This window comes from Sphingopyxis macrogoltabida, from assembly GCF_001314325.1.
Lineage (GTDB): Bacteria > Pseudomonadota > Alphaproteobacteria > Sphingomonadales > Sphingomonadaceae > Sphingopyxis > Sphingopyxis macrogoltabida.
The window spans coordinates 272,997-292,452 of the sequence record NZ_CP009429.1; the positions used below are offsets into that span (position 1 = coordinate 272,997).

21 protein-coding genes are annotated in these 19,456 nt (G+C 65.4%); 9 read left to right on the top strand and 12 right to left on the bottom strand.

Features of this window, described 5'->3' with window-relative positions:
- Positions 1–5: 5 nt before the first annotated feature.
- The 6 genes from sppA to LH19_RS01405 all read right to left on the bottom strand — a co-directional run bounded on the left by sppA (position 6) and on the right by LH19_RS01405 (position 6,802).
- Entirely contained in the window at positions 6–1,985 is a 1,980-nt protein-coding gene (sppA, locus tag LH19_RS01380; protein ID WP_082395368.1) for a signal peptide peptidase SppA, read from the bottom strand.
- Positions 1,986–2,060: 75 nt separating this feature from the next.
- Positions 2,061–2,972 carry an NAD(P)H-binding protein gene (locus LH19_RS01385; protein WP_234716163.1) on the bottom strand — a complete coding sequence of 304 codons (912 nt, stop codon included), beginning with the start codon at positions 2,970–2,972 and terminating at the stop codon, positions 2,061–2,063.
- Positions 2,973–2,974: 2 nt separating this feature from the next.
- Positions 2,975–4,078 carry a glutamate 5-kinase gene (gene proB / locus LH19_RS01390; protein ID WP_054724263.1) on the bottom strand — a complete coding sequence of 368 codons (1,104 nt, stop codon included), beginning with the start codon at positions 4,076–4,078 and terminating at the stop codon, positions 2,975–2,977.
- A 43-nt stretch (positions 4,079–4,121) separates the two neighbouring features.
- Positions 4,122–4,919 (bottom strand): MipA/OmpV family protein, encoded by a 798-nt coding sequence (locus LH19_RS01395; RefSeq protein WP_145923320.1) that lies wholly within the window; start codon positions 4,917–4,919, stop codon positions 4,122–4,124.
- 50 nt (positions 4,920–4,969) lie between these two features.
- Positions 4,970–6,019, bottom strand: a complete 1,050-nt coding sequence (gene obgE, locus LH19_RS01400; protein ID WP_054724267.1) for a GTPase ObgE — start codon at positions 6,017–6,019, stop codon at positions 4,970–4,972.
- A 174-nt stretch (positions 6,020–6,193) separates the two neighbouring features.
- Positions 6,194–6,802, bottom strand: coding sequence for a TetR/AcrR family transcriptional regulator (locus tag LH19_RS01405; RefSeq protein WP_054724269.1), 609 nt, complete (start codon positions 6,800–6,802; stop codon positions 6,194–6,196).
- A gap of 57 nt (positions 6,803–6,859) precedes the next feature.
- Between LH19_RS01405 and LH19_RS01410 the strand changes: the two genes are divergently transcribed.
- Positions 6,860–7,750, top strand: coding sequence for a metal-dependent hydrolase (locus LH19_RS01410; RefSeq protein WP_054732849.1), 891 nt, complete (start codon positions 6,860–6,862; stop codon positions 7,748–7,750).
- On the opposite strand, the gene LH19_RS01415 is transcribed toward LH19_RS01410, so the two are convergent.
- Complete coding sequence (locus LH19_RS01415; protein WP_054724271.1) at positions 7,751–8,140, bottom strand: hypothetical protein; 390 nt, start codon at positions 8,138–8,140, stop codon at positions 7,751–7,753.
- 101 nt (positions 8,141–8,241) lie between these two features.
- Here LH19_RS01415 and LH19_RS01420 point away from each other — a divergent pair, with 101 nt between their 5' ends.
- The 4 genes from LH19_RS01420 (at position 8,242) to LH19_RS01435 (ending at position 10,584) form a co-directional block, all read left to right on the top strand.
- Entirely contained in the window at positions 8,242–8,790 is a 549-nt protein-coding gene (locus tag LH19_RS01420; RefSeq protein ID WP_234716049.1) for a hypothetical protein, read from the top strand.
- A 31-nt stretch (positions 8,791–8,821) separates the two neighbouring features.
- Complete coding sequence (locus LH19_RS01425) at positions 8,822–9,352, top strand: GNAT family N-acetyltransferase (protein WP_054724274.1); 531 nt, start codon at positions 8,822–8,824, stop codon at positions 9,350–9,352.
- A gap of 72 nt (positions 9,353–9,424) precedes the next feature.
- Entirely contained in the window at positions 9,425–9,988 is a 564-nt protein-coding gene (locus LH19_RS01430; protein ID WP_054724276.1) for a hypothetical protein, read from the top strand.
- Complete coding sequence (locus LH19_RS01435) at positions 9,985–10,584, top strand: OmpA family protein (protein ID WP_054724277.1); 600 nt, start codon at positions 9,985–9,987, stop codon at positions 10,582–10,584. The genes LH19_RS01430 and LH19_RS01435 overlap by 4 nt, the downstream gene beginning before the upstream one ends.
- A 21-nt stretch (positions 10,585–10,605) precedes the next feature.
- Here LH19_RS01435 and LH19_RS01440 read toward each other — a convergent pair whose 3' ends face one another.
- Positions 10,606–11,052, bottom strand: a complete 447-nt coding sequence (locus tag LH19_RS01440; RefSeq protein ID WP_054724279.1) for an NfeD family protein — start codon at positions 11,050–11,052, stop codon at positions 10,606–10,608.
- A 1-nt stretch (position 11,053) separates the two neighbouring features.
- The gene (locus tag LH19_RS01445) at positions 11,054–11,965 is read right to left on the bottom strand and encodes an SPFH domain-containing protein (protein ID WP_054586585.1); all 912 of its coding nucleotides are present in this window, start codon (positions 11,963–11,965) and stop codon (positions 11,054–11,056) included.
- Positions 11,966–12,048: 83 nt separating this feature from the next.
- Here LH19_RS01445 and LH19_RS01450 point away from each other — a divergent pair, with 83 nt between their 5' ends.
- Positions 12,049–12,858: an HpcH/HpaI aldolase/citrate lyase family protein gene (locus LH19_RS01450; protein WP_054724281.1), complete on the top strand. Its 810-nt coding sequence runs from the start codon at positions 12,049–12,051 to the stop codon at positions 12,856–12,858.
- 70 nt (positions 12,859–12,928) lie between these two features.
- Positions 12,929–14,425, top strand: coding sequence for a M28 family peptidase (locus tag LH19_RS01455; RefSeq protein ID WP_234716050.1), 1,497 nt, complete (start codon positions 12,929–12,931; stop codon positions 14,423–14,425).
- Between the two features lie 99 nt (positions 14,426–14,524).
- On the opposite strand, the gene LH19_RS01460 is transcribed toward LH19_RS01455, so the two are convergent.
- Positions 14,525–15,898 carry a class II 3-deoxy-7-phosphoheptulonate synthase gene (locus tag LH19_RS01460; protein ID WP_054724284.1) on the bottom strand — a complete coding sequence of 458 codons (1,374 nt, stop codon included), beginning with the start codon at positions 15,896–15,898 and terminating at the stop codon, positions 14,525–14,527.
- Positions 15,899–16,161: 263 nt separating this feature from the next.
- On the opposite strand from LH19_RS01460, the gene LH19_RS01465 reads away from it, so the two are divergent.
- On the top strand, positions 16,162–16,839 hold the full coding sequence (locus LH19_RS01465; RefSeq protein WP_054724286.1) for a Crp/Fnr family transcriptional regulator: 678 nt from the start codon (positions 16,162–16,164) through the stop codon (positions 16,837–16,839).
- 115 nt (positions 16,840–16,954) lie between these two features.
- Positions 16,955–17,299 carry an arsenate reductase gene (locus tag LH19_RS01470; protein WP_054724288.1) on the top strand — a complete coding sequence of 115 codons (345 nt, stop codon included), beginning with the start codon at positions 16,955–16,957 and terminating at the stop codon, positions 17,297–17,299.
- Between the two features lie 402 nt (positions 17,300–17,701).
- Here LH19_RS01470 and LH19_RS28335 read toward each other — a convergent pair whose 3' ends face one another.
- On the bottom strand, positions 17,702–18,031 hold the full coding sequence (locus tag LH19_RS28335; RefSeq protein WP_145923321.1) for a hypothetical protein: 330 nt from the start codon (positions 18,029–18,031) through the stop codon (positions 17,702–17,704).
- Positions 18,032–18,250: 219 nt separating this feature from the next.
- A protein-coding gene (locus LH19_RS01475; protein ID WP_145923318.1) for an IS3-like element ISSpma3 family transposase occupies positions 18,251–19,422 on the bottom strand; the annotation gives its coding sequence in 2 pieces (ribosomal slippage) (positions 18,251–19,170 and positions 19,170–19,422; 1,173 coding nt in all).
- Positions 19,423–19,456: the final 34 nt, after the last annotated feature.

Genomic DNA, 19,456 nt, shown 5'->3' on the forward strand with positions numbered 1-19,456 from the left:
GGACGCTATTTCAGTAGCAGCGCCAGCGTTCCCAGCCATCCCTTCGCTTCGGCCTTCCCGGTCAGCGGGATCGCCGGCAGATAGGCGCGGCAATCGAGGCACGACGCCTGGATCGATCCGGCCTGCGTCAGCAGCGACAGGTCCTGAAGCAACCGCCGTTCGGCGAGCTGGCGATTCATCGCCGCGATGCCGAACCAGCCGCGCGGCGCCGCGGCTGCGGGCTCCTCGACCCCCGCCCAGCTTGCCAGCATCTTCGAGAATTCGCTCGGCTCATCCTCGAAATATTTGGCGTGATATTCGCCGTCGATCTTGGCGAGCTTCGCCGCCGCGGCCAGCGCGTCGGGCAGGCCGCCGAACTGGTCGATCAGGCCGATCTGGCGCGCTGTGCCGCCGGCCCAGACGCGACCCTCCGCGATCGCCTGGATCTTTTCGAGCGGCTGCTTGCGGCTCTTGGCGACAAGCCCGGTGAAGCGCGCATAAACATCCTCGACGCTGGCCTGCGCCATCGCGTTGAATTCGTCGCTGACCCCGCCGAGAATGTCGGGCTGGCCCGACAGCGGCGTCGTCTGGATGCCGTCGGTGGTAACGCCGACCTTGGCGAGCGTCTGTTCGAAGCTCGGCAGGATGCCGAACACGCCGATCGAGCCGGTGATCGTCTCGGGCTCGGCAAAGATGCGGTCGGCGGGGGTTGCGACCCAATAGCCGCCCGAGGCCGCGACATTGGCCATCGACACGACGATCGGCAGCTTCTTCGCCTTGGCGGCGAGCGTTGCCTGGCGGATCTGTTCGGACGCGAGCACCGAGCCGCCCGGCGAATCGACGCGCAGGACGATCGCCTTCACACTGCTGTCTGCGGTTGCATCGAGGATATGCTGCGCGACGGTCTCGCCGCCCGCCGTCCCGTTCGCTGCTTCGCCGTCGACGATTTCGCCGACCACGGGCACGACCGCGATGCGGCTGCCATTTTCCTTCGGCGGATTGGCGGCGACCCAGTTTTCGAGCGGGATCGCGTTGAATGTCCACGGCTGGCTGTCGTCCGGTGCACCGCTGATCTCGGCGACGCGGCTGTCGAAAGCCATGCGACCGCCGACCTTGTCGATCAGTCCGGCGTCGAGCGAGGCCTTGCTGAGATCATTGCCCGCCGCGCGGATCGCGCCGGCAGTGTCGGCGATAAAGGGATCGATCTTCGCCTTGGGCCGCGCCTTCTTGACGTCGCTCAGCCAGTTTTCCCAGAGCGCGCCGGCATAGGCGAGGTCCGCCTCTTTCGCTTCGGGCGACTGATCGGCGCGGAGATAGGGTTCGACGGCGCTTTTGAAGGTGCCGACGCGATAGATATGCGCGGTGACGCCCAGCCGGTCCATCAGCCCCTTGTAATAGAGGCGCGATCCGCCGGGGCCCGCGATGGCGACGCCGCCGATGCCGTCGGCCCAGATCTCGCTGGCGTGCGCCGCGACCTGATAGCTGTCGGTGGTATAGGCGGTGGCATAGGCGAGCACCGGCTTCTTCTTGGCGCGCACCTTGTCGATCGCATTGCCGATTTCGGCGAGCGACACCTGCCCACCGCCGAGGAAGCGGTCGAGGTCGAGCACGACCGAGGTCACGCGCTTGTCGTCGGCGGCGGTTTCGAGCGCGTGGACGACGTCGCGCACCCGAATTTCCTTGAGGTCGTTGCCGCCCGACAGCGCCGCGAGCGGGTCGATCTCGGCCGGCTGTTCGGTGACGATACCGTCGAGGTCGATAACCAATGCGCCTTGGGCGACCGGCAGACCGGCATTGGGGCGCCCCGCGAGCAGGCCGAAGAGCAAGGCGAAGAACATGAGCAGGAAGACGAGCGCGAGGCCGTCCTTCAACGCGACGAGCAGGTGCCACACCTTGCGCGGAAAGCTGGTCGTGCCTTTCGGCTTGTCCTCGCCCGGCAGCGGCCGGCGGACGGGAATGGCCCAGGGGCCGGCGGGATTGGCGGTATCGGGAGAGCTGTCGGTCATGCGGGTAAATCTAGGGAGGCGGCCCGCCCTTGGCAATGCACGCTTCGACGGGCGGCACACCCGGCTCCATGGGCGTCAGAGCCACCCCTCGCGGCGATACCAGTTCACCGTCGCGGTGAGTGCCTCACCCGTTTCGATTTCGGGTCGCCATAGCTCCGGTGGCGGACAGGCGCCTGCGGCGACCACCCAGTCGGGATGCGCGATATAGCGGGCGCGGTCGGGGGTAAGCTTCGCCCGGCTGCGGCGGACGAGGGTGTCGAGCCGGCCTCCCGCCTTGAGCAGCAACGCCGGGGTCGCGAGTGTCGAGACGTGGCGGCGCCCGACGGCGCGGCCGATAGCGCGCGCGAAGCTGCGGTGCGACCAGCCGTTCGTGCGGCCGTCGTCCGGTTCGTACGTCTGCCCAGTACTGACATCGCGGTCGGCGGCGAGGGCGACGAGCAGGCGTGCGAGCTCATCGACGTAGATCGCCGACAGGCGCCCGTTGGGCACCAGCGCAATCCCGCGCCGTGCCATGCGAAACATGTCGAGCATCTCGGTATCGCCGGGGCCGAACACCGCGGGCGGGCGGACGATCGTCCAGTCGAGCCCGCTCGCGCGCACGAGCGTTTCGGCGCGGGCTTTCGACCAACCATAATCGGAGATGCCCGGCTCGCGCGCGGCGAGCGACGAGACATGGATAAAGCGGGCGATCCCGGCGGCGCGCGCGGCATCGACGACATGGCCGGTTGCCGTGACATTCCCCGCCTCGAACGCCGCACGTGTCGGGACGCTCACCACGCCGGCGATGTGCATCACGACATCGGCGCCCGCCGCCATTTCGGCAAGGCTGCCCGGCTGGTCGAGCGCGCCGGCGATCCAGGTGACGCCGTCCTGTTCGGGCTGCGGGCGGCGGGTGAGGGCGCGGACGTGCCAGCCTGCCGCGACGGCCCGCCGCAACGTCGCGCCGCCGACGAAGCCGGTCGCGCCGGTCATCGCCAGCGTCGGCATGGTCACAGCAGCACCAGATGGTCGCGGTGCACCATGGCGACCCGCGGCGCATAGCCGAGTGCGGCTTCCTGCGCGTCGCGGCCGAGGCCGAGGATCGCGGCGGCGTCGGCGGCCGGATATTCGGCAAGCCCCCGCGCGATGACGCGTCCGTCGGGGCCGGCGATGTCGAGGATGTCACCGCGCGCGAAACCGCCGCTGGCCTCAGTGACCCCCGCCGCGAGCAGGCTGGCGCCGCCATGGAGCGCCTTCACCGCACCGGCGTCGATGACGAGCCGTCCCTTGGCGGTCAGTCCACCCGCGAGCCACGCCTTGCGCGCGCTCGCGCCGCGCTCGGCGGCGAACAGGCTGTGCCGCGCCGCGGTCGACAGCGGCCGGTCGATGCGGCCCGATGCGATGGCAAGGTGCGCGCCGGCGGCATTGGCGATGCGCGCCGCCGCGATCTTCGACACCATGCCGCCCGACCCCATGCCCGACGCCGATCCGGCGTCGGCCATCGCCTCGATCGCGGCATCGATGCGGTCGATGCGCGCGATATGGACCGCGCCTTCCTGCGCCGGATTGCGGTCGTAAAGGCCGTCAATGTCGCTGAGCAGGACGACGCCGCCCGCGCCCGCCGCCTGCGCAACGCGCGCGGCGAGGCGGTCGTTGTCGCCGAAGCGGATTTCCTCGGTCGCAACGCTGTCATTTTCGTTGATGATCGGCACGACGCCGAGACCCAGCAGCCGGCCCAGCGTCGCCGACGCGTTGAGATAGCGGCGGCGATGCTCGAGGTCGTCGAGCGTGACGAGCATCTGCGCTGCGGTCAGCCCTTCGGCGCCGAGCACCTCGGCCCAAACCTGCGACAGCGCGATCTGGCCGGTCGCGGCAGCGGCCTGCGCATCCTCGAGGCTGGCGCGGCCGCCCTTGGCAAGACCGAGCCGCCGTGCGCCGAGCGCGATGGCGCCCGACGAGACAACGGCGACCTGCTGCCCGGCGCGGACACGTTCGGCAATGTCGGCGGCGATCCCGGCGAGCCAGTCGCGCCGCACCGCGCCGTCGGGGTCGACGAGCAGGGCCGATCCGATCTTGACGATCAGACGGGGGCAAGAGGCGGGCGCGAACAACATGCGCCGCCGATAGCGCGCACCGCGCGCCGCGCCAATGCCTAGCTTAGCGGCTGCCGCCGAAAGTGTAGCTGAGCGCGATCCCCGCCGACGGCTGGCTACGCGAGCCGCTGTGGCGAACGATCGGCGAATCGGCGGCATCGCCGACCAGCCGGTCATAGCGGCCATAGACACCCACCCCCCAGCGCTTGCCGAGCTGGCGAAGATAGCCCGCCGTCACGCCGATCGACTGGATGCCGCCGCCGGGATCGAAGGCGACGAGGCCCGAGGCGGCCGATGCGGCGGGGGTGACGCCGAAATAGGCGCGCCGGTATTTCGCATCGCCAAGCGTCACGCGCGGGCCGATCGAAAACAGCCAGTCGTCGCCGTCGCGTGCGATATAGTCGGCGCTGACCTCGCCGACCCAGCCCTTGTGGCCGCTCAGCGCCTTGCGGCCTTCGACGCGGACGCGAAATTCGGGCGCCAAGGAATATTGCGCAAAGGCGCCCGCCTCGATCGACAAGCCGACCTTGGGCAGATTCGCCTCGACATCGGCGGCGGTGCGTTTGCCGATGAAGCCGAAAGCGGGGCCGAAGGCGAAGTTGCCCGAATGGACGAGCGGCGAACCGAAGCTTTCGTCGGGGGCCTCGAATTCGAACGGCGTGCCTTCGGGCGACCGCGACAGGTCGACATAGGGGCCGATCGCCATGTCCTTCGCGCCCGGCCATGCCGGCGAGAGTTGCGGGCCGAGGATGATGCGTGTCCGTTTCGGTGCGTCGGCCTGCTGCGCTTGGACGGCAATCGCTGGGGCAACGAGGATCGATGCGGAAAACAGCGCACGTGTGAACAGGCGATAAGCGGGCATCGGGAACTCCTTGTTGTTCCGGATGAAATCCTCGCTCGCGGCTTTCGTTCCTAGATCGGCGACCACTCGCCCGCGTCATCGGACGCATCATCGTCGTCGGCGCCGGGTTCGGGCAGACCCACCGCTTCGAGCAATTTGTCGAGCACCGCGTCGATGCCGGCGCCGCTGGCGCCCGACAGCGCCATCACCGGTTGCCCGCTTTCCGCTTCGAGTTCGGCCGACAGCGCGGCGATCAATTCGTCGTCGAGCGTGTCGACCTTGTTCAGCGCGACGATCACCGGCTTGTCGATCAGGTCGGCGCCATAGGCTTCGAGCTCATCGCGGACGATACGATAGCTGGTCGCAACATCCTCGTCGTTCGCGTCGACGAGATGGAGCAGCACGCGGCAGCGCTCGATATGGCCGAGGAAGCGGTCGCCGACCCCGGCACCTTCGGCAGCGCCCGCGATCAGCCCCGGGATATCGGCGACGACGAACTCATGCCCCTTGTGGCTGACGACGCCGAGCTGCGGGCGGAGCGTCGTGAAGGCGTAGGCACCGACCTTCGCCTGCGCATTGGTCACCGCATTGATGAAGGTCGACTTGCCGGCGTTGGGCAGGCCGACGAGCCCCGCGTCGGCGAGCAGTTTCAGCCGCAGCCACACCCACATTTCCTCGCCCGGCCAGCCCGGCCCGTGCTGGCGCGGGGCGCGGTTCGTCGAGGTCTTGTAGCTGGCATTGCCGCGGCCGCCGTCGCCGCCGCGCAGGAAGGCGATACGTTCGCCTTCCTTGGTCAGGTCGGCGAGCAGGCTGCGCTCTTCGTCGTCGTCGAGGATTTGCGTTCCGATCGGGACCTGGATCACCAGGTCGGGGCCACCCGCGCCGGTGCGGTCGCGTCCTGCCCCGGGGGTGCCGCGCTTCGCCTTGAAATGCTGGGTATAGCGAAAGTCGATCAGCGTGTTGAGCCCTGCGACCGCTTCGAAGATCACGTCGCCGCCCTTGCCGCCGTTGCCGCCGTCGGGGCCGCCATATTCGACATATTTCTCGCGCCGGAAGCTGACGGCGCCGGGGCCGCCGTCGCCGGATTTGATGAAGATCTTGGCTTGGTCGAGGAAATGCATGACGGGGCCTTTGGGGCGGGAGAGGGTGAGGCGCTTATAATTTCCGTTCGCAACGAGCGAAGTCGAGATGCCCCTCGGCCGTGCACGCCAGTTGGGTGTCTCGACTTCGCTCGACACGAACGGAATGAGGGGATTGGCGCGCCCCTAGCCCGTACCCAGCAAAAAAGCCAGCCCCTAGCCTTGCGGCTTCGCGCCCTGCTCGGCCCAGAAGGCGGCGATCCGGCCGGTGATCAGTTCGGTGGCGAGCGCCCGTGCGGTGTCACGGGGCAGCGCCAGCGCTTCGGCCATCGGCCCGCCGAGTTGCGCATCACCCATCGCCATCAGCACGAGCGCCAGCGTATCCTCGTGCATCAGGCGTTTCTCGTGCGCGTCGGGCGCCATGCCGTCGATCAGCCGGTGGATGGCGTCGATCACCGGGTCGAGCGCGCCTTCATTGCCCGTCGCCGCCATCCATGTCGCGAGCGCCCCCGCGCCGCCGCTACCGAAGGCGTCGAAGGCCAGATCGACAATCTCGCGCACATTGCGTTCCCCCGGCGCCGATTCGGTCATCTTGCGGCCGATCGTGTCGCAGACGGTATCGGCGAGATAGGCGGCGAGCGATTTTTGCAGTCCGGCGGCGCTGCCGAAATGGTGGAGCAGATTGGCGTGGGTGCGGTCGACGCGCGACGCGACGGCCTTCAGCGTCACCGCCTGCGGGCCCATTTCGATGAGGATCAGCCGCGCCGCTTCGAGCGCGGCGGACCGGCTTTCCTCGGGACTCAGGCGCTTTTTCACTATTGACATATATGTAAGTAAACCCTATTGCCGACCCCATCGCCCCTTTTCGACGGTATGACCCATATGTCCAGCCTTTCTCACTCTCCCACCCCCGCCGATCTTGCCATCACCCCGCGCGATGTGCGCTTCGGGCGCGACCAGAAGCAGGGCCGCTGGTGGCTGAACGGCGATCCGATCGCGTCGGCGTTCCACACCGCGCTGTCGGTGACTTTTCCGAAGGGCGAAGCGATGTTCATCGAAGCGGTGAAGGCGCATCGCGATGGCGTCGACGAGAAACTCGCCCGTGAGATCCGGGCCTTTACCCAGCAGGAAGTGATCCACAGCCGCGAGCATGTCGTCTTCAATCGCAAGGCGGCGGAGGCGGGTTACGACCTGTCCGAACTCGAAGCCGACGTCGACCATATCATGGAATTGATCCGGAGCCGCCCGCCGATCGTTAACCTGATGGCGACGATCGCGCTCGAACATTATACCGCGATGATGGCGGCGATCATGCTCAAGGACCCCACGATGTACGAGGGTGCCGAAGAGGAATGGGCCAACTTATGGAAATGGCACGCGGTCGAGGAAATCGAGCATAAGGGCGTCGCCTATGACACCTGGCTGCACGCGACGAAGGACTGGAGCCGCTGGCGGCGGTGGAAGGCCAAATCGCTGATGATGGTTCTGGTCACGACGCGATTCTGGCCGAAGCGCGTGAAGGGTATGAAGGCGCTCTTGAGGCAGGACGGGCTGACCGGCTGGCGCATCACGGCGCGCATCTGGTGGTATCTGCTCGGCAAGCCGGGCATCCTTCGCCGCAGTTTCCTGCCCTGGCTTGCCTATTTCATGCCGGGTTTCCACCCGTGGAACCACGACGACCGCGCGCTGATCGGCAAATATGAAAGCGACTATGCCGACGCGGTGATGCCGGCGCAGGCGTCGAAGCCCGAACTCGCCGCGGCCGCCGCCTGATCAGGCGGGAGTCAGCGCTTTGGGGGCGGTGCGATACCCCCAGATGCACAGGCCGAGCATGAAAAGGTTCGACACGAGGTCGAGCGCCATCCAGCGCGTCATTACCGGGACGACGAACACGAAATAATAGTTGAACCAGAAAAAGGGCAGCAGTGCGGCGCCGTAGATCGCGAAGGTCCGCTTCGTCCAGCGGCTGAAGGCGATGAACAATCCGCCCAGCACCGCCTGCGCACCGAAGCAGCCGATCAACAGTGCGCTCGTCGCGCTCAGATGCTGGTAATCCGGATTGATCGTCAGCCGCTCGACCATGTGCGGCGCGGCGAGACACCAGCCGCCGAGGATCAGGAAAGGAAGGGCGAGCAGGCGCTGCGGCCAAGGCGTGTCGGGCATGGCGGGCTTTTAGCTGGAACGGCCGCGATCCGCCATCCGGGGTGGACGTGCGATGCCGCCTCCCATATCCATTGCGTGAGAGGAAGCCGATGCAGCCGCATATGTCCGCGTCCGAGATCGCGCTGTTCGAAGCGCAACTGGCGGGCAAGGCGTCGCTGCTCGAATTCGGTTGCGGCGGCAGCACGGTGACGGCGGCGCGGCATGTGCCGCGGATCGTCAGCGTCGACAGCGATCCCGCCTGGCTGGCGAAGGTAGCCGCGGACCCGGCGCTGGCGGCATGCGATTTTACGCCCGTCCACGCAGACATCGGCGCTGTCGGCGAATGGGGTTATCCGCTCGAGGAGGCGCGCCTGCGCGACTGGCCGCGCTATCATGCCGGGGTTTGGCGGAGCATGACGGGAAGCCCCGATGTCGTCCTTGTCGACGGGCGTTTTCGCGTCGCCTGCCTGCTCCAGAGCCTCATCCACTGCAAACCCGACTGCGCGCTGCTGTTTCACGACTTCGGCAACCGGCCGCACTATCATGTCGTGCTCGGCCATGCCGAGATCGTCGCGCAGGCCGATACGCTCGTCGTCCTGCGCGCCAAGCCCGCGATCGACGGCAAGGCGCTGCTCCACGACCTGTTCGACCATTTCCTGATCGCCGATTGACCGGCGGGGCCGGCTTGGGCATTCCCGCGTCATGATCACCGTCCCGCCCGTCATCGAAACCGAACGGCTGCGCCTGCGTCCGGGCCGGTTGGCCGACAAGGATGTCCACATCGCGATGTGGGCCGATGCGCGCGTCACCCGCTTCATCGGCGGCGAACCGCGTGCGCCCGACATCAGCTGGGGCAAGTTTCTGAGCTCCGCCGGTCTCTGGCCGGTCATGGGTTTCGGCTATTGGGTGTTCGCCGACAAGGAAAGCGACGCGCTGGTCGGGATGGGCGGGCTCAGCTATTTCTGCCGCGGCATTCCCGAACTCGAAGGTGTGCCCGAAGCCGGCTGGGCGTTCGACGCCGATCATTGGGGCGCCGGCTATGCCACCGAGGCGATGACCGCGGCGCTGGGCTGGGCCGACGCGAACCTCGACGCGCGCGAGATACGCTGCATCATCGATCCAGGCAACGCGGCGTCGGAACGCGTATCGGCAAAGCTGGGGTTCAAGCGCATCGGCGAGAGCGATGCGCTCGGTCATATCGTCGCCATCTATGCGCGGCGACGCGGCGGGTAGGCGACGGACGTCGGGAGGAACCTTCGGTCGCGGCTGCGCGTATTCGGGCAGAGTTCGACCGGGAGGAATCTCATGCGATTGAAGATATTTGCGCTGACCGGCGTCGCGGCCGTGGCGCTGGGTGCCTGCACGGTCAAGGATGAGAAGGACAAGGCCGGCGACCCTACCGCAACCGAAAGTGCGGGCGTCACCCGCGAAGAGATGAAGGTCGAGGAGCCCGAAGGCCCGCCGGTCACACCGATGGCCGCCGCGACCGTGATCCAGTCGCAGCCCGGTCCTGACGGATCGCAAGTCGATCTGCTCTCGGTCAAGGTCACCGGCGACATCCTGACGGTGACCCTGCGCTGTTCGAGCCAGGAAAAATATAATCGCAAATCGCTGCGCGTCGCGCAGGTCAGCGTAATCGACGACGCTACATCGCAGCGCATCGGCGTGCTGAAGGACAATGAAGGCAATGCGATGGTGTCGAACCTCAGCCGCAGCGGCAATTCGGACTATGACAATATGGGCGTCGATTGCACGTCGAAGCCCGGGGTGATGTGGGCCAAATTCCCCGCGCCTCCGGCGACGAGCAAGACGGTTTCGATCAGCTTCCCAGACATCGCACCCTTCGACGGGATCACCGTCCAGCGATGAGGCGGACGATCGTGGCGCTGGGTGCCGCGACGCTGGTCGCCGCCTGCTCGGGCAATGCGCCGAAAGAACCGGTCGGCGACGATGATGCGCCGGCAGCAGCGACCGCCCCGACCGCGCCCGCCGGTGACGCCGCCGCAACACCGCCGGCGCCGGGACTCAGCGCCAAGGTCAGCCCGCTCACGGGCAAGGTGAGCGGTCTCAGCACGCGGGTGACCGAGATGGGAACGATCATCGACCTGCCGTCGGATGCGCTGTTCGAATATGACAAGGCGGCGTTGACGCCCGCCGCCGAGGCGGAGTTGCGCAAGGCGGCCGAACTGATCCGCAGCAGCCCGCCCGGTGCGATCCGGATTATCGGCCATACCGACAGCAAGGGGGACGACAGCTATAACCAGACGTTGTCCGAGGCGCGGGCGCGGACGGTTGCCGACTGGTTCGGCCAGCAGGTCGGCGTGCGCCAGCGCGAATTTCAGGTGTCGGGCAAGGGCGAGACCGCACCCATCGCACCGAACGAGCGCGCGACCGGCGGCGATGATCCGGCCGGCCGGGCGAAGAATCGGCGGGTCGAAGTGGTGGTGCCGACGGCAGCCGGCTGAACTGCGGCGCCGCCGGTGGCGTCAGACGGCTTCGACGACCAGCACGCCGCCATCGGCGCTGACGACACGGACCTTGGCGCCTTCGGCGACGTCGGGCCCGCGCACCGGCCATTCGCCGTCGCCGACCTTCGCGCGACCACGACCATCCTCGATCGCCCGCGTCACCGTCAGCACTTCGCCGACCAGCCGCCCGCCGCGCTGGTTGAGGTGCGGATCGGTGGTGGTGATCGGGTTCGCCTTCAGCCAGCGGCGACCGCCATAAAGCGCGACGATCGCCAGTACGGCGAAGATACCGAGCTGAACCGGTATGCTGAGCGGGAGCACCCAAGCGAGAACCCCGGTGACGATCGCGGCGGCACCGATCCAGATCAGGAAGAAGCCAGGCGCGACGATTTCGGCGGCGACCAGCAGTACGCCGACCGAGAGCCAAACCCAATGCGGGTCCATATCGGCGATGAAGTCGGGCATGTCAGGCTCCCTTGCGTTCGAGCGCGTCCTTTGCGAGTTCGCCAATGCCGCCCAAGGTACCGATCAGCTGCGTTGCCTCGACGGGGAACAGGATCGTCTTCGCATTGGGGCTGGTCGCGAACTGGCTTACCGCCTCGACATATTTCTGCGCGATGAAGTAGTTGATTGCCTGCGCATTGCCCCCGGCGATCGCGTCCGACACCATCTGCGTCGCTTTCGCTTCGGCTTCGGCCTCGCGCTCGCGCGCCTCGGCGTCGCGGAAGGCGGCCTCGCGGCGACCCTCGGCCTGCAGGATCTGGCCCTGCTTCTCGCCCTCGGCGCGCAGGATTTCGGAGGCGCGCATGCCTTCGGCCTCAAGGATGTTGGCGCGCTTCTCGCGCTCGGCCTTCATCTGGCGCGCCATGGCGTTCGAAATGTCGGCGGGCGGGCGAATGTCCTTGATCTCGACGCGGGTGATCTTGACCCCCCACGGGGTGGTCGCATCGTCGACGACGTGGAGCAGGCGGGTGTTGATCTCGTCGCGCTTCGACAGCGTTTCGTCGAGGTCCATCGAACCCATCACGGTGCGCAGGTTGGTCGTCGTCAGGTTCATGATCGCGAGATAGAGATCGCTGACCTCATAGGCGGCGCGCGCGGCGTCGAGTACCTGGAAGAAGACGACGCCGTCGACCGCGACCATCGCGTTGTCCTTGGTGATGATCTCCTGCCCCGGAATGTCGAGCACCTGTTCCATCATGTTCACCTTGCGCCCGACGCGGTCGAAGATCGGCATGATGAAGTTGAGCCCGGGCTGCGCGGTGTGGGTGTAGCGGCCGAAACGTTCGATCGTATAGGCGTAGCCTTGCCGCACCGGCGTCAGCGCCCAAACGAGAAACACCAGCGCCAGAACCACCAGTGCGAGTGCGAATTCCATCGAACATCCCCTCTGCAAAATTGCGACTTTGCAAACCCGCTTCCTTATTGCGGCAATGGCGGGGTTGCGCCACAGAAAAGCGCATGACCCCAATCGAATATGCCCCCCGCTCGCTCCTCTATGTTCCCGGCTCGAACGCCCGCGCGCTCGAAAAGGCGCAGGGGCTGGCGGCCGACGTACTCATCATCGACCTTGAGGATGCGGTGCCCGCCGACCGCAAGGGTGCGGCGCGCGAGGCGATGCGCGCGGCGGTTCTGGCAAGCTTTCCGGGCAAGCGCGTCGCGGTGCGGGTCAACGGCACCGGCAGCGCCGGGCAGGCGGCCGATATCGCCGCGCTGGCGGGGCTGGAACTCGACGCGGTCGTGCTGCCGAAGGTCGACGCGGTCGCCGATCTCGATCCCTTGCGCGGGCTCGGTTTGCCGATCTTTGCCATGATCGAGACCCCGGTCGCCATCTATGCCGCACGTGATATTGCCGCCGACCGCGACGTGCGCGGATTGATCGCGGGGCTCAACGACCTTGCACATGAACTCAGGCTGCCCGACGGCATGGACCGGGGTGCGATGAGCCATGCGATCCAGGCGATCGTCCTCGCTGCGCGCGCGGGCGGCTGCTGGTGTTTCGACGGCGTCTACAATGCGATCGACGATGCCGCGGGCTTCGTCGCCGAAGCGGACGAAGGACGCCGCCTCGGGTTCGACGGCAAGACGCTGATCCACCCGTCGCAGGTCGATCCGTGCAACAGGGCCTTCGCGCCATCGCCGCGCGAGATCGCGGCCGCCGAAGCGCTGGTAGCGGCGGCCACCGGCGGGGCGCAGCGGCACGACGGGCGGATGATCGAGGATATGCACGTCGCCGCAGCGCGCGCGTTGCTCGAACGCGCCGGGCGCTGAATTCACGTACCGTTCGTCGTTCGACGAACGCGCCTTGCCTGCCCAAGGCGAAAATGCGATGCGCCGCGTCATGCAAAAAAAGACGTTTCGCGCCGGATTGACGGCTCTCGCTCTCGTTGCTTCTGCCAGCCCGGTTGCGGTTTTGGCCGCCGATGCGCCCGTCACCGAGGCCCAGCTTGCAGAACATATCAAGGTGCTGGCGAGCGATGCGTTCGAAGGGCGCGCGCCGGGAACCGAGGGCGAGGATCGCACCATCGCCTATATCGTCGGCGAATGGGCCAAGGCGGGGCTCGAAGCCGTGCCGGGGAGCGCCACACCCTGGTTGCAGCCGGTGCCGCTGATCGAAAGCCAGTCGACGGGCAGCTCTGCCAAATTCAAGGTCCGTGGTCGCGATTTCGCGCTGGCCGACGACGGGATCATCCTGACCGGCCGCGAGCCTTCGGTGTCGCTGGCGGGCGTGTCGGCGGTGTTCGTCGGCTATGGCGTCGACGGCGCTGGCAAGGTCAATGCCGACGTAACGGGCAAGCTCGCGATCATGCTGTTCGACAATGCGCCGTTCGGCGACAAGCTGCCGCGCTATCGCGAACGGCGGCAGATGCTGGCCGATGCCGGCGCGGCCGGCGTGCTGGTGATCGCGACCGATGCGCTGCCGTGGGAACAGCTCCGCGAGGCGGTGGGAGAGAAGTCGACGCGTCTCGCCAACGCCAAGGCCGGGCCGCAGATCAGCGGTTTTCTGTCGGCGGAAGCGGCCGATGCGCTGCTCGCCGGGGCGGGACAGGATGGCGCAGCGTTGCGCGAAGCCGCGAAGTCGAAGGATTATCTCGGGCTGGCGCTGCCGGTCACCGCCGACCTTGCGGCGACTTCGACCATCCGCGCCTATGACAGCCACAATGTCATCGCGAAGCTGCCGGGCGCGAAACCCGACGGTAAGGCGGTGCTGTTCCTCGGGCATTGGGACCATCTGGGCATCTGCCGCCCCGACGACGCCACCGACCGCATCTGCAACGGCGCGGTCGATAATGCGAGCGGCATCGCGGTGCTGATCGAGACGGCGAAGCGCCTCGCCACCGGACCGCGTGCCGATCGCGACATCTATTTCCTCGCGACGACCGCGGAAGAGAAGGGACTGCTCGGCGCCCATTATTTCGCCGATCATCCGGCCCTGCCGCTTGCCGACATCACCGTCGCGCTCAACGTCGACACCATCGCCATCTCGCCGCGCGGCACGCCGGTGGCGACGATCGGACGCGGCCAGCCGGCCTATGACGCGGTGGTACGCGACGTGGCGACGAAGCTGGGACGCAAGCTCGACGACGACGGCGAGGCCGACGCCTTCATTCAGCGGCAGGACGGCTGGGCGCTCGGCGCCAAGGGCGTCACCTCGCTGATGGTCGGCGGCAGCTTTTCGGACATGCCGCTGCTCGAGGTTTTCCTCGGCAGCGACTATCATCAGGCGAGCGACAATTTCTCCGACCAGATCCCGCTCGGCGGGGCGGCGGAGGACGCCGACCTGCATGTCGCGCTGGGGCGGGCGTTTGCCGATACCAAGCGGTGGCCGGGGAAGTAGTTTTTCAGATCGTCATTGCGAGCGAAGCGAAGCAATCCAGAGTAGGCGTAAACCGCTCTGGATTGCTTCGCTTCGCTCGCAATGACGAAGGTGGTGGCTTTACGCCGCCTGCTTTGCCCGATCGGCCATTTCCTGATTGAGCATCTCGGCCAGCAGGAACGCCAGTTCGAGGCTCTGCCCCGCGTTGAGGCGGGGGTCGCAATGCGTATGATAGCGGTCGGCGAGATCCATCTGGGTCACGTCCATCGCGCCGCCGGTGCATTCGGTGACGTTCTGGCCGGTCATCTCGATATGGATGCCGCCGCCATGCGTGCCCTCGGCGCGGTGGACGGCGAAGAAGCCGCGCACTTCGGCGAGGATGCGCTCGAACGGGCGCGTCTTGTAGCCGTTGGGCGTCTTGATGACATTGCCGTGCATCGGGTCGCATGACCAGACGACCGGGTGGCCCGATTCCTTCACCGCGCGCACCAGCTTGGGCAGATGCGCCTCGATCTTGTCGTGACCGTAACGCGTGATCAGCGTCATGCGTCCGGCTACATGGTTCGGATTGAGCGTGTCGAGCAGGCGCAGCAGCACATCGGCTTCGAGGCTGGGGCCGCACTTCATGCCGACCGGATTGCCGATGCCGCGCAGATATTCGATATGGGCAGAGCCTTCGAAGCGGGTGCGGTCGCCGACCCAGAGCATGTGGCCCGACGTGTCGTACCAGCCGCCGGTCAGGCTGTCCTGCCGGGTCAGCGCCTGCTCATAGGGGAGCAGCAACGCCTCATGGCTCGTATAGAAGCTGGTTCCCTTGATCTGCGGGACCGTCTCGGGGGTCACGCCGCAGGCTTCCATGAAGGCAAGCGCTTCGGAAATCCGCGCTGCGGTTTCCTGATATTTCTTCGCCCACGGGCTGCGGTCCATGAAGTCGTGCGTCCAGGCGTTGACCTGATGCAGGTTGGCATAGCCGCCGTTCGCGAAGGCGCGCAGCAGGTTCAGCGTCGCCGCCGACTGGTTATAGGCCTTGACCATGCGCTGCGGGTCGGGCTCGCGACCTTCGGCCTCGAAGGCGATATCGTTGATGATGTCGCCGCGATAGCTCGGCAGCGAAACACCATCGACATCTTCCATGTCGGCAGAGCGCGGCTTGGCGAACTGGCCCGCCATGCGGCCGAGCTTCACCACGGGCATCTTCGACGCAAAAGTCAGCACGACCGCCATCTGGAGCAGGACGCGGAAGGTGTCGCGGATATTGTTCGGATGGAATTCGGCGAAGCTTTCGGCGCAGTCACCGCCCTGCAGCAGGAAGGCCTTGCCCTCGGCGACGCGGCCGAGTTCGGTCGTCAGGTCGCGCGCCTCGCCGGCGAAGACGAGCGGCGGATAGCCCGCAAGCTCGCGCTCGGCGGCCGCCAGCGCGGCGTCATCGGAGTAGGTCGGAAGCTGGCGGGCTTCGTGCGAGCGCCAGCTATGCGGCTGCCATGGTTGCGTCATCGTCCCTAAATCTTCTGTGTTTCCGAGCGCCAAAAATCGACTCGCGCGCCGCCATGGCGCGAATGCACCTTGGAAGCAAGGAACCGGAAATTAGCATCGCGGTGCGATTTGCGCACCCCCTGCTTTTCTTCACCTGCGAAAACTGGTAGTTTGCGATGCTTCGGGAGGGTGTAGCCGGGAGCGCGCCCAAGGCGTTTGGTAATCGGTAACGTTATATACCTAAGTGTCCCAGCTGCGGGACCGCGACGCGAAACGACTTGGTTATGGCGAATTTCAATCCGGCTCTGTTCGGTTATGGGGCGTTGCTGCTGCTGCTTGCGGCCTCTTTTGTCGCACGCCTCGATCATTTTCGCCTCGGGTTGGCGGTCGCGGCCCTGCTTGCGATGCCGGTTGCCGTCTTCAGCCCCGGGGGCATGGGTTATGCGGCGTTTTTGCTGGTGATCCTGATCGTCAATCTCGGCATGGCGGCGCGTGTCTGGCTTAGCGATGCCGCGATCCGCTTCTCGACCGAGGAGCAGTCGCTCCGCCGCCAGCATTTCGAGGGATTGAGTCCGGCGACCGCCCGCCGCCTCATCGATCAGGGCCACTGGATTTCGGCACGCCGCGGCGAAGTCCTGATCCGCGAGAACCAGGCGGCGCCGAGCCTGTTCTATCTCGCCGAGGGCGAGGCGCTGATCCAGCGCGACGGGATCGAGGTCGGCACCGTCTCCGGGGGGACCTTGATCGGCGAAGCGACGGTGCTCGACGGTGCCCATGCGACGGGCACGGTATCGCTCGCGACCAATTCGCGGCTGTGGTTCGTGCCTGCGGCGGCGCTGCGCGCCTTCCTCGCCGCCAATCCCGATATCGCCGGTGCCCTTCACGAAGGCTTTGCGCGCGCGCTGCGCGGCAAGCTCGCGAATGCGAATGCTCGCATTGCCGACATGCCGCCGCTATCCTGAGGGGATGACGCTGATTCTCTATGGTATCCCGAACTGCGAGTTCATTGCAACACTGTAGACAAAATTTTCTACGATATAACCCGCTGATTTTAATTTGAAATTTGAAGGTATAAAAATGCCCGTCACCGTATTTGGGATACCGAACTGCGATACCGTCAAGAAAGCCCGCGCCTGGCTTGCGGAGCGCGGCGTCGATTATGCGTTTCATGATTACAAGAAGAGCGGAGTCGACGCCGACAATCTGGCGGATTGGACCCAGCGATTCGGGTGGGAGAAGGTGCTCAATCGGTCCGGCACGACCTTCAAGAAATTGCCCGACGACGTGAAAGTGGATTTGGACGCCGCGAAGGCCATAGCGATCATGACCGAAAATCCGTCGGCCATTAAGCGTCCGATCGTGATTTATGATGGCGGCGCGTTGCTTGGTTTCAACGCGGCGGAATGGGAGAAGGCGCTATAGCGGAGCGCGCCGTATAAATACGGTATGAGATTTTGCGAGTTCGCTACCACCAAACCTAAGAAGCCGAAGAAACCGAGCAAGCCGCTAACGCCTGAGCAATCGGTTGTGGCCGCCCGAAAGAGCGATGTGGATCAGGCCAAACAGGCTTTGGATCGGACGAAGGATCAGCAGAAGCGCCGCAGAGAATTCGAGAAGGCGATCAAGGCATCCTATATCTTCAAACTACAGGATCGCTGAATGCCCCGCCGCGCCGGGCGGCAATTTTCACTTCGGGTGGGAAGGATATATGAAAACGCTCCCACGGACATAATCTTTGAGAGCGCATCAACGGCCATCGCTAGGACGCATAAAGCACCTATGGGCTAATATGTACTGCCACACTGACGCGGTGGCAGGCGGCGTTTAGACTATGCGACTTTCCCAAGGGCTATTATCGCCAATCGCTGCGTCAAAAATTTTCTTGACTACAGCAGCGAGCTTCGCGTCACGCAAATTATGGGTCATTGCTAAATCGCAATAATGACCAGTAACTCTGAAAAAAGATTCTCGAGCATTTTTGATATTTTTCAGTTCTTTCTTTAATGCCTTAATTGTATTTTTTCCACTTGGTATAAAATTAGTCCCGCATCCAATGGGTAGGTTTATGCCAATTGCTACGCCGTCCCTTCCAGTTCTTGCACAATTTTTTAAAAGCTCTGAAGTGACAGCATTTTCAAAATCAGATGTATTCATTCGATATACTCCTTTTATCAGCAGGCTTGATTGCGGCTGATGAAAGGATTTTCGCATGGACCATCGGCTCGTAGTCAATACCCCTACGGTATGTTTATTAACGGCCTAAGATCAGGCAGTTATGTGTCGTTTTCCCGAATAAATGCCGATCTTGGCCGCGTTAATTTTTTCGGGGCCGAGCAGTTTATGACGTGACCCCCTGGTTTCCACCAGCCGGGATTAGAGCCCAGCAGCTTTGTTGCGCATGAGCGCGGTGTAAGCAATGGCCTGCGCAGCGGAGCCCGAAGGGCGTAGCTGCGCAGGCCATTGCTTATGCAGTTCGGCGGCGAACGCCGCCGGTGTCTCATATCCAAGTGCCGAGTGCGGCCGCGACTGGTTGTAATCTTCGGCCCAGGCCGCGATCACTGTGCGGGCATGGTCGAGGTCGAGGAACAGCGTCTCGTTCAGAAGCTCATCACGCATCCGGCCATTGAAGCTCTCGACATAGCCGTTCTGCATCGGCTTGCCGGGTGCGATATAATGCCACTCGACGCCGACCTCACCGCACCATGCGAGCACCGCGTTCGATGTCAGCTCGGTCCCGTTGTCGCTGACGATCATCCCCGGCCTGCCGCGTTCCTCGATCAGATCGCTGAGCTCGCGCACGACCCGGCGCCCGGAGATCGACGTGTCGGGCACCGCGCGCAGGCACTCCCGCGTCACGTCGTCGACGATGTTGAGCACCCGGAACCGCCGGCCTGACGCCATCTGATCATGCACGAAGTCGAGGCTCCACCGCTGGTTCGGTAGCGCCAGCACCGGTGCGGGCGCCCGAGCACCGATCGCCCGGCGCCGGTTACGTCTTCGTCGGACCATCAGTCCTTCCTCCCGATACAGGCGCTGAGTCTTCTTCCTGTTGATCATCACGCCCTCCCGGCGCAGCAGGATATGCAGGCGTCGATAACCGAACCGGCGACGCTGCTGCGCCAGCTCGCGCAGCTTCTCCCGAACCTCGGCATCGTCACCACGCTGCGACCGGTAGCGCATGCTCTTCCGATCGGCCCCTGTGACACGGCACGCCCGCCGCTCGCTCATCCCATGGCAAGCCTGGAGATGGGCGACCGCTTCCCGCTGAACGGCGGGCGTCACCATTTTTTTGTGAGAAGATCCTTCAGCGCCGCATTGTCGAGCATCGAGTCCGCAAGCAGCCGCTTCAGCTTCGCGTTCTCGTCCTCGAGCGAGCGCAGCCGCTTCGCCTCGGACACCTCCAGGCCGCCATACTTGGCCTTCCAGTTGTAGATCGTTGCTTCCGACACCCCGTGTCGCCGCGCCAGCTCGCCGGTCTTCGCGCCCGCCTCCGCTTCCTTCAATACCCCGATGATCTGCTCTTCCGAAAACCTCAAACGCTTCATCTGTCCGTCCTTCCTTCAAGGCCGGACTCTAATC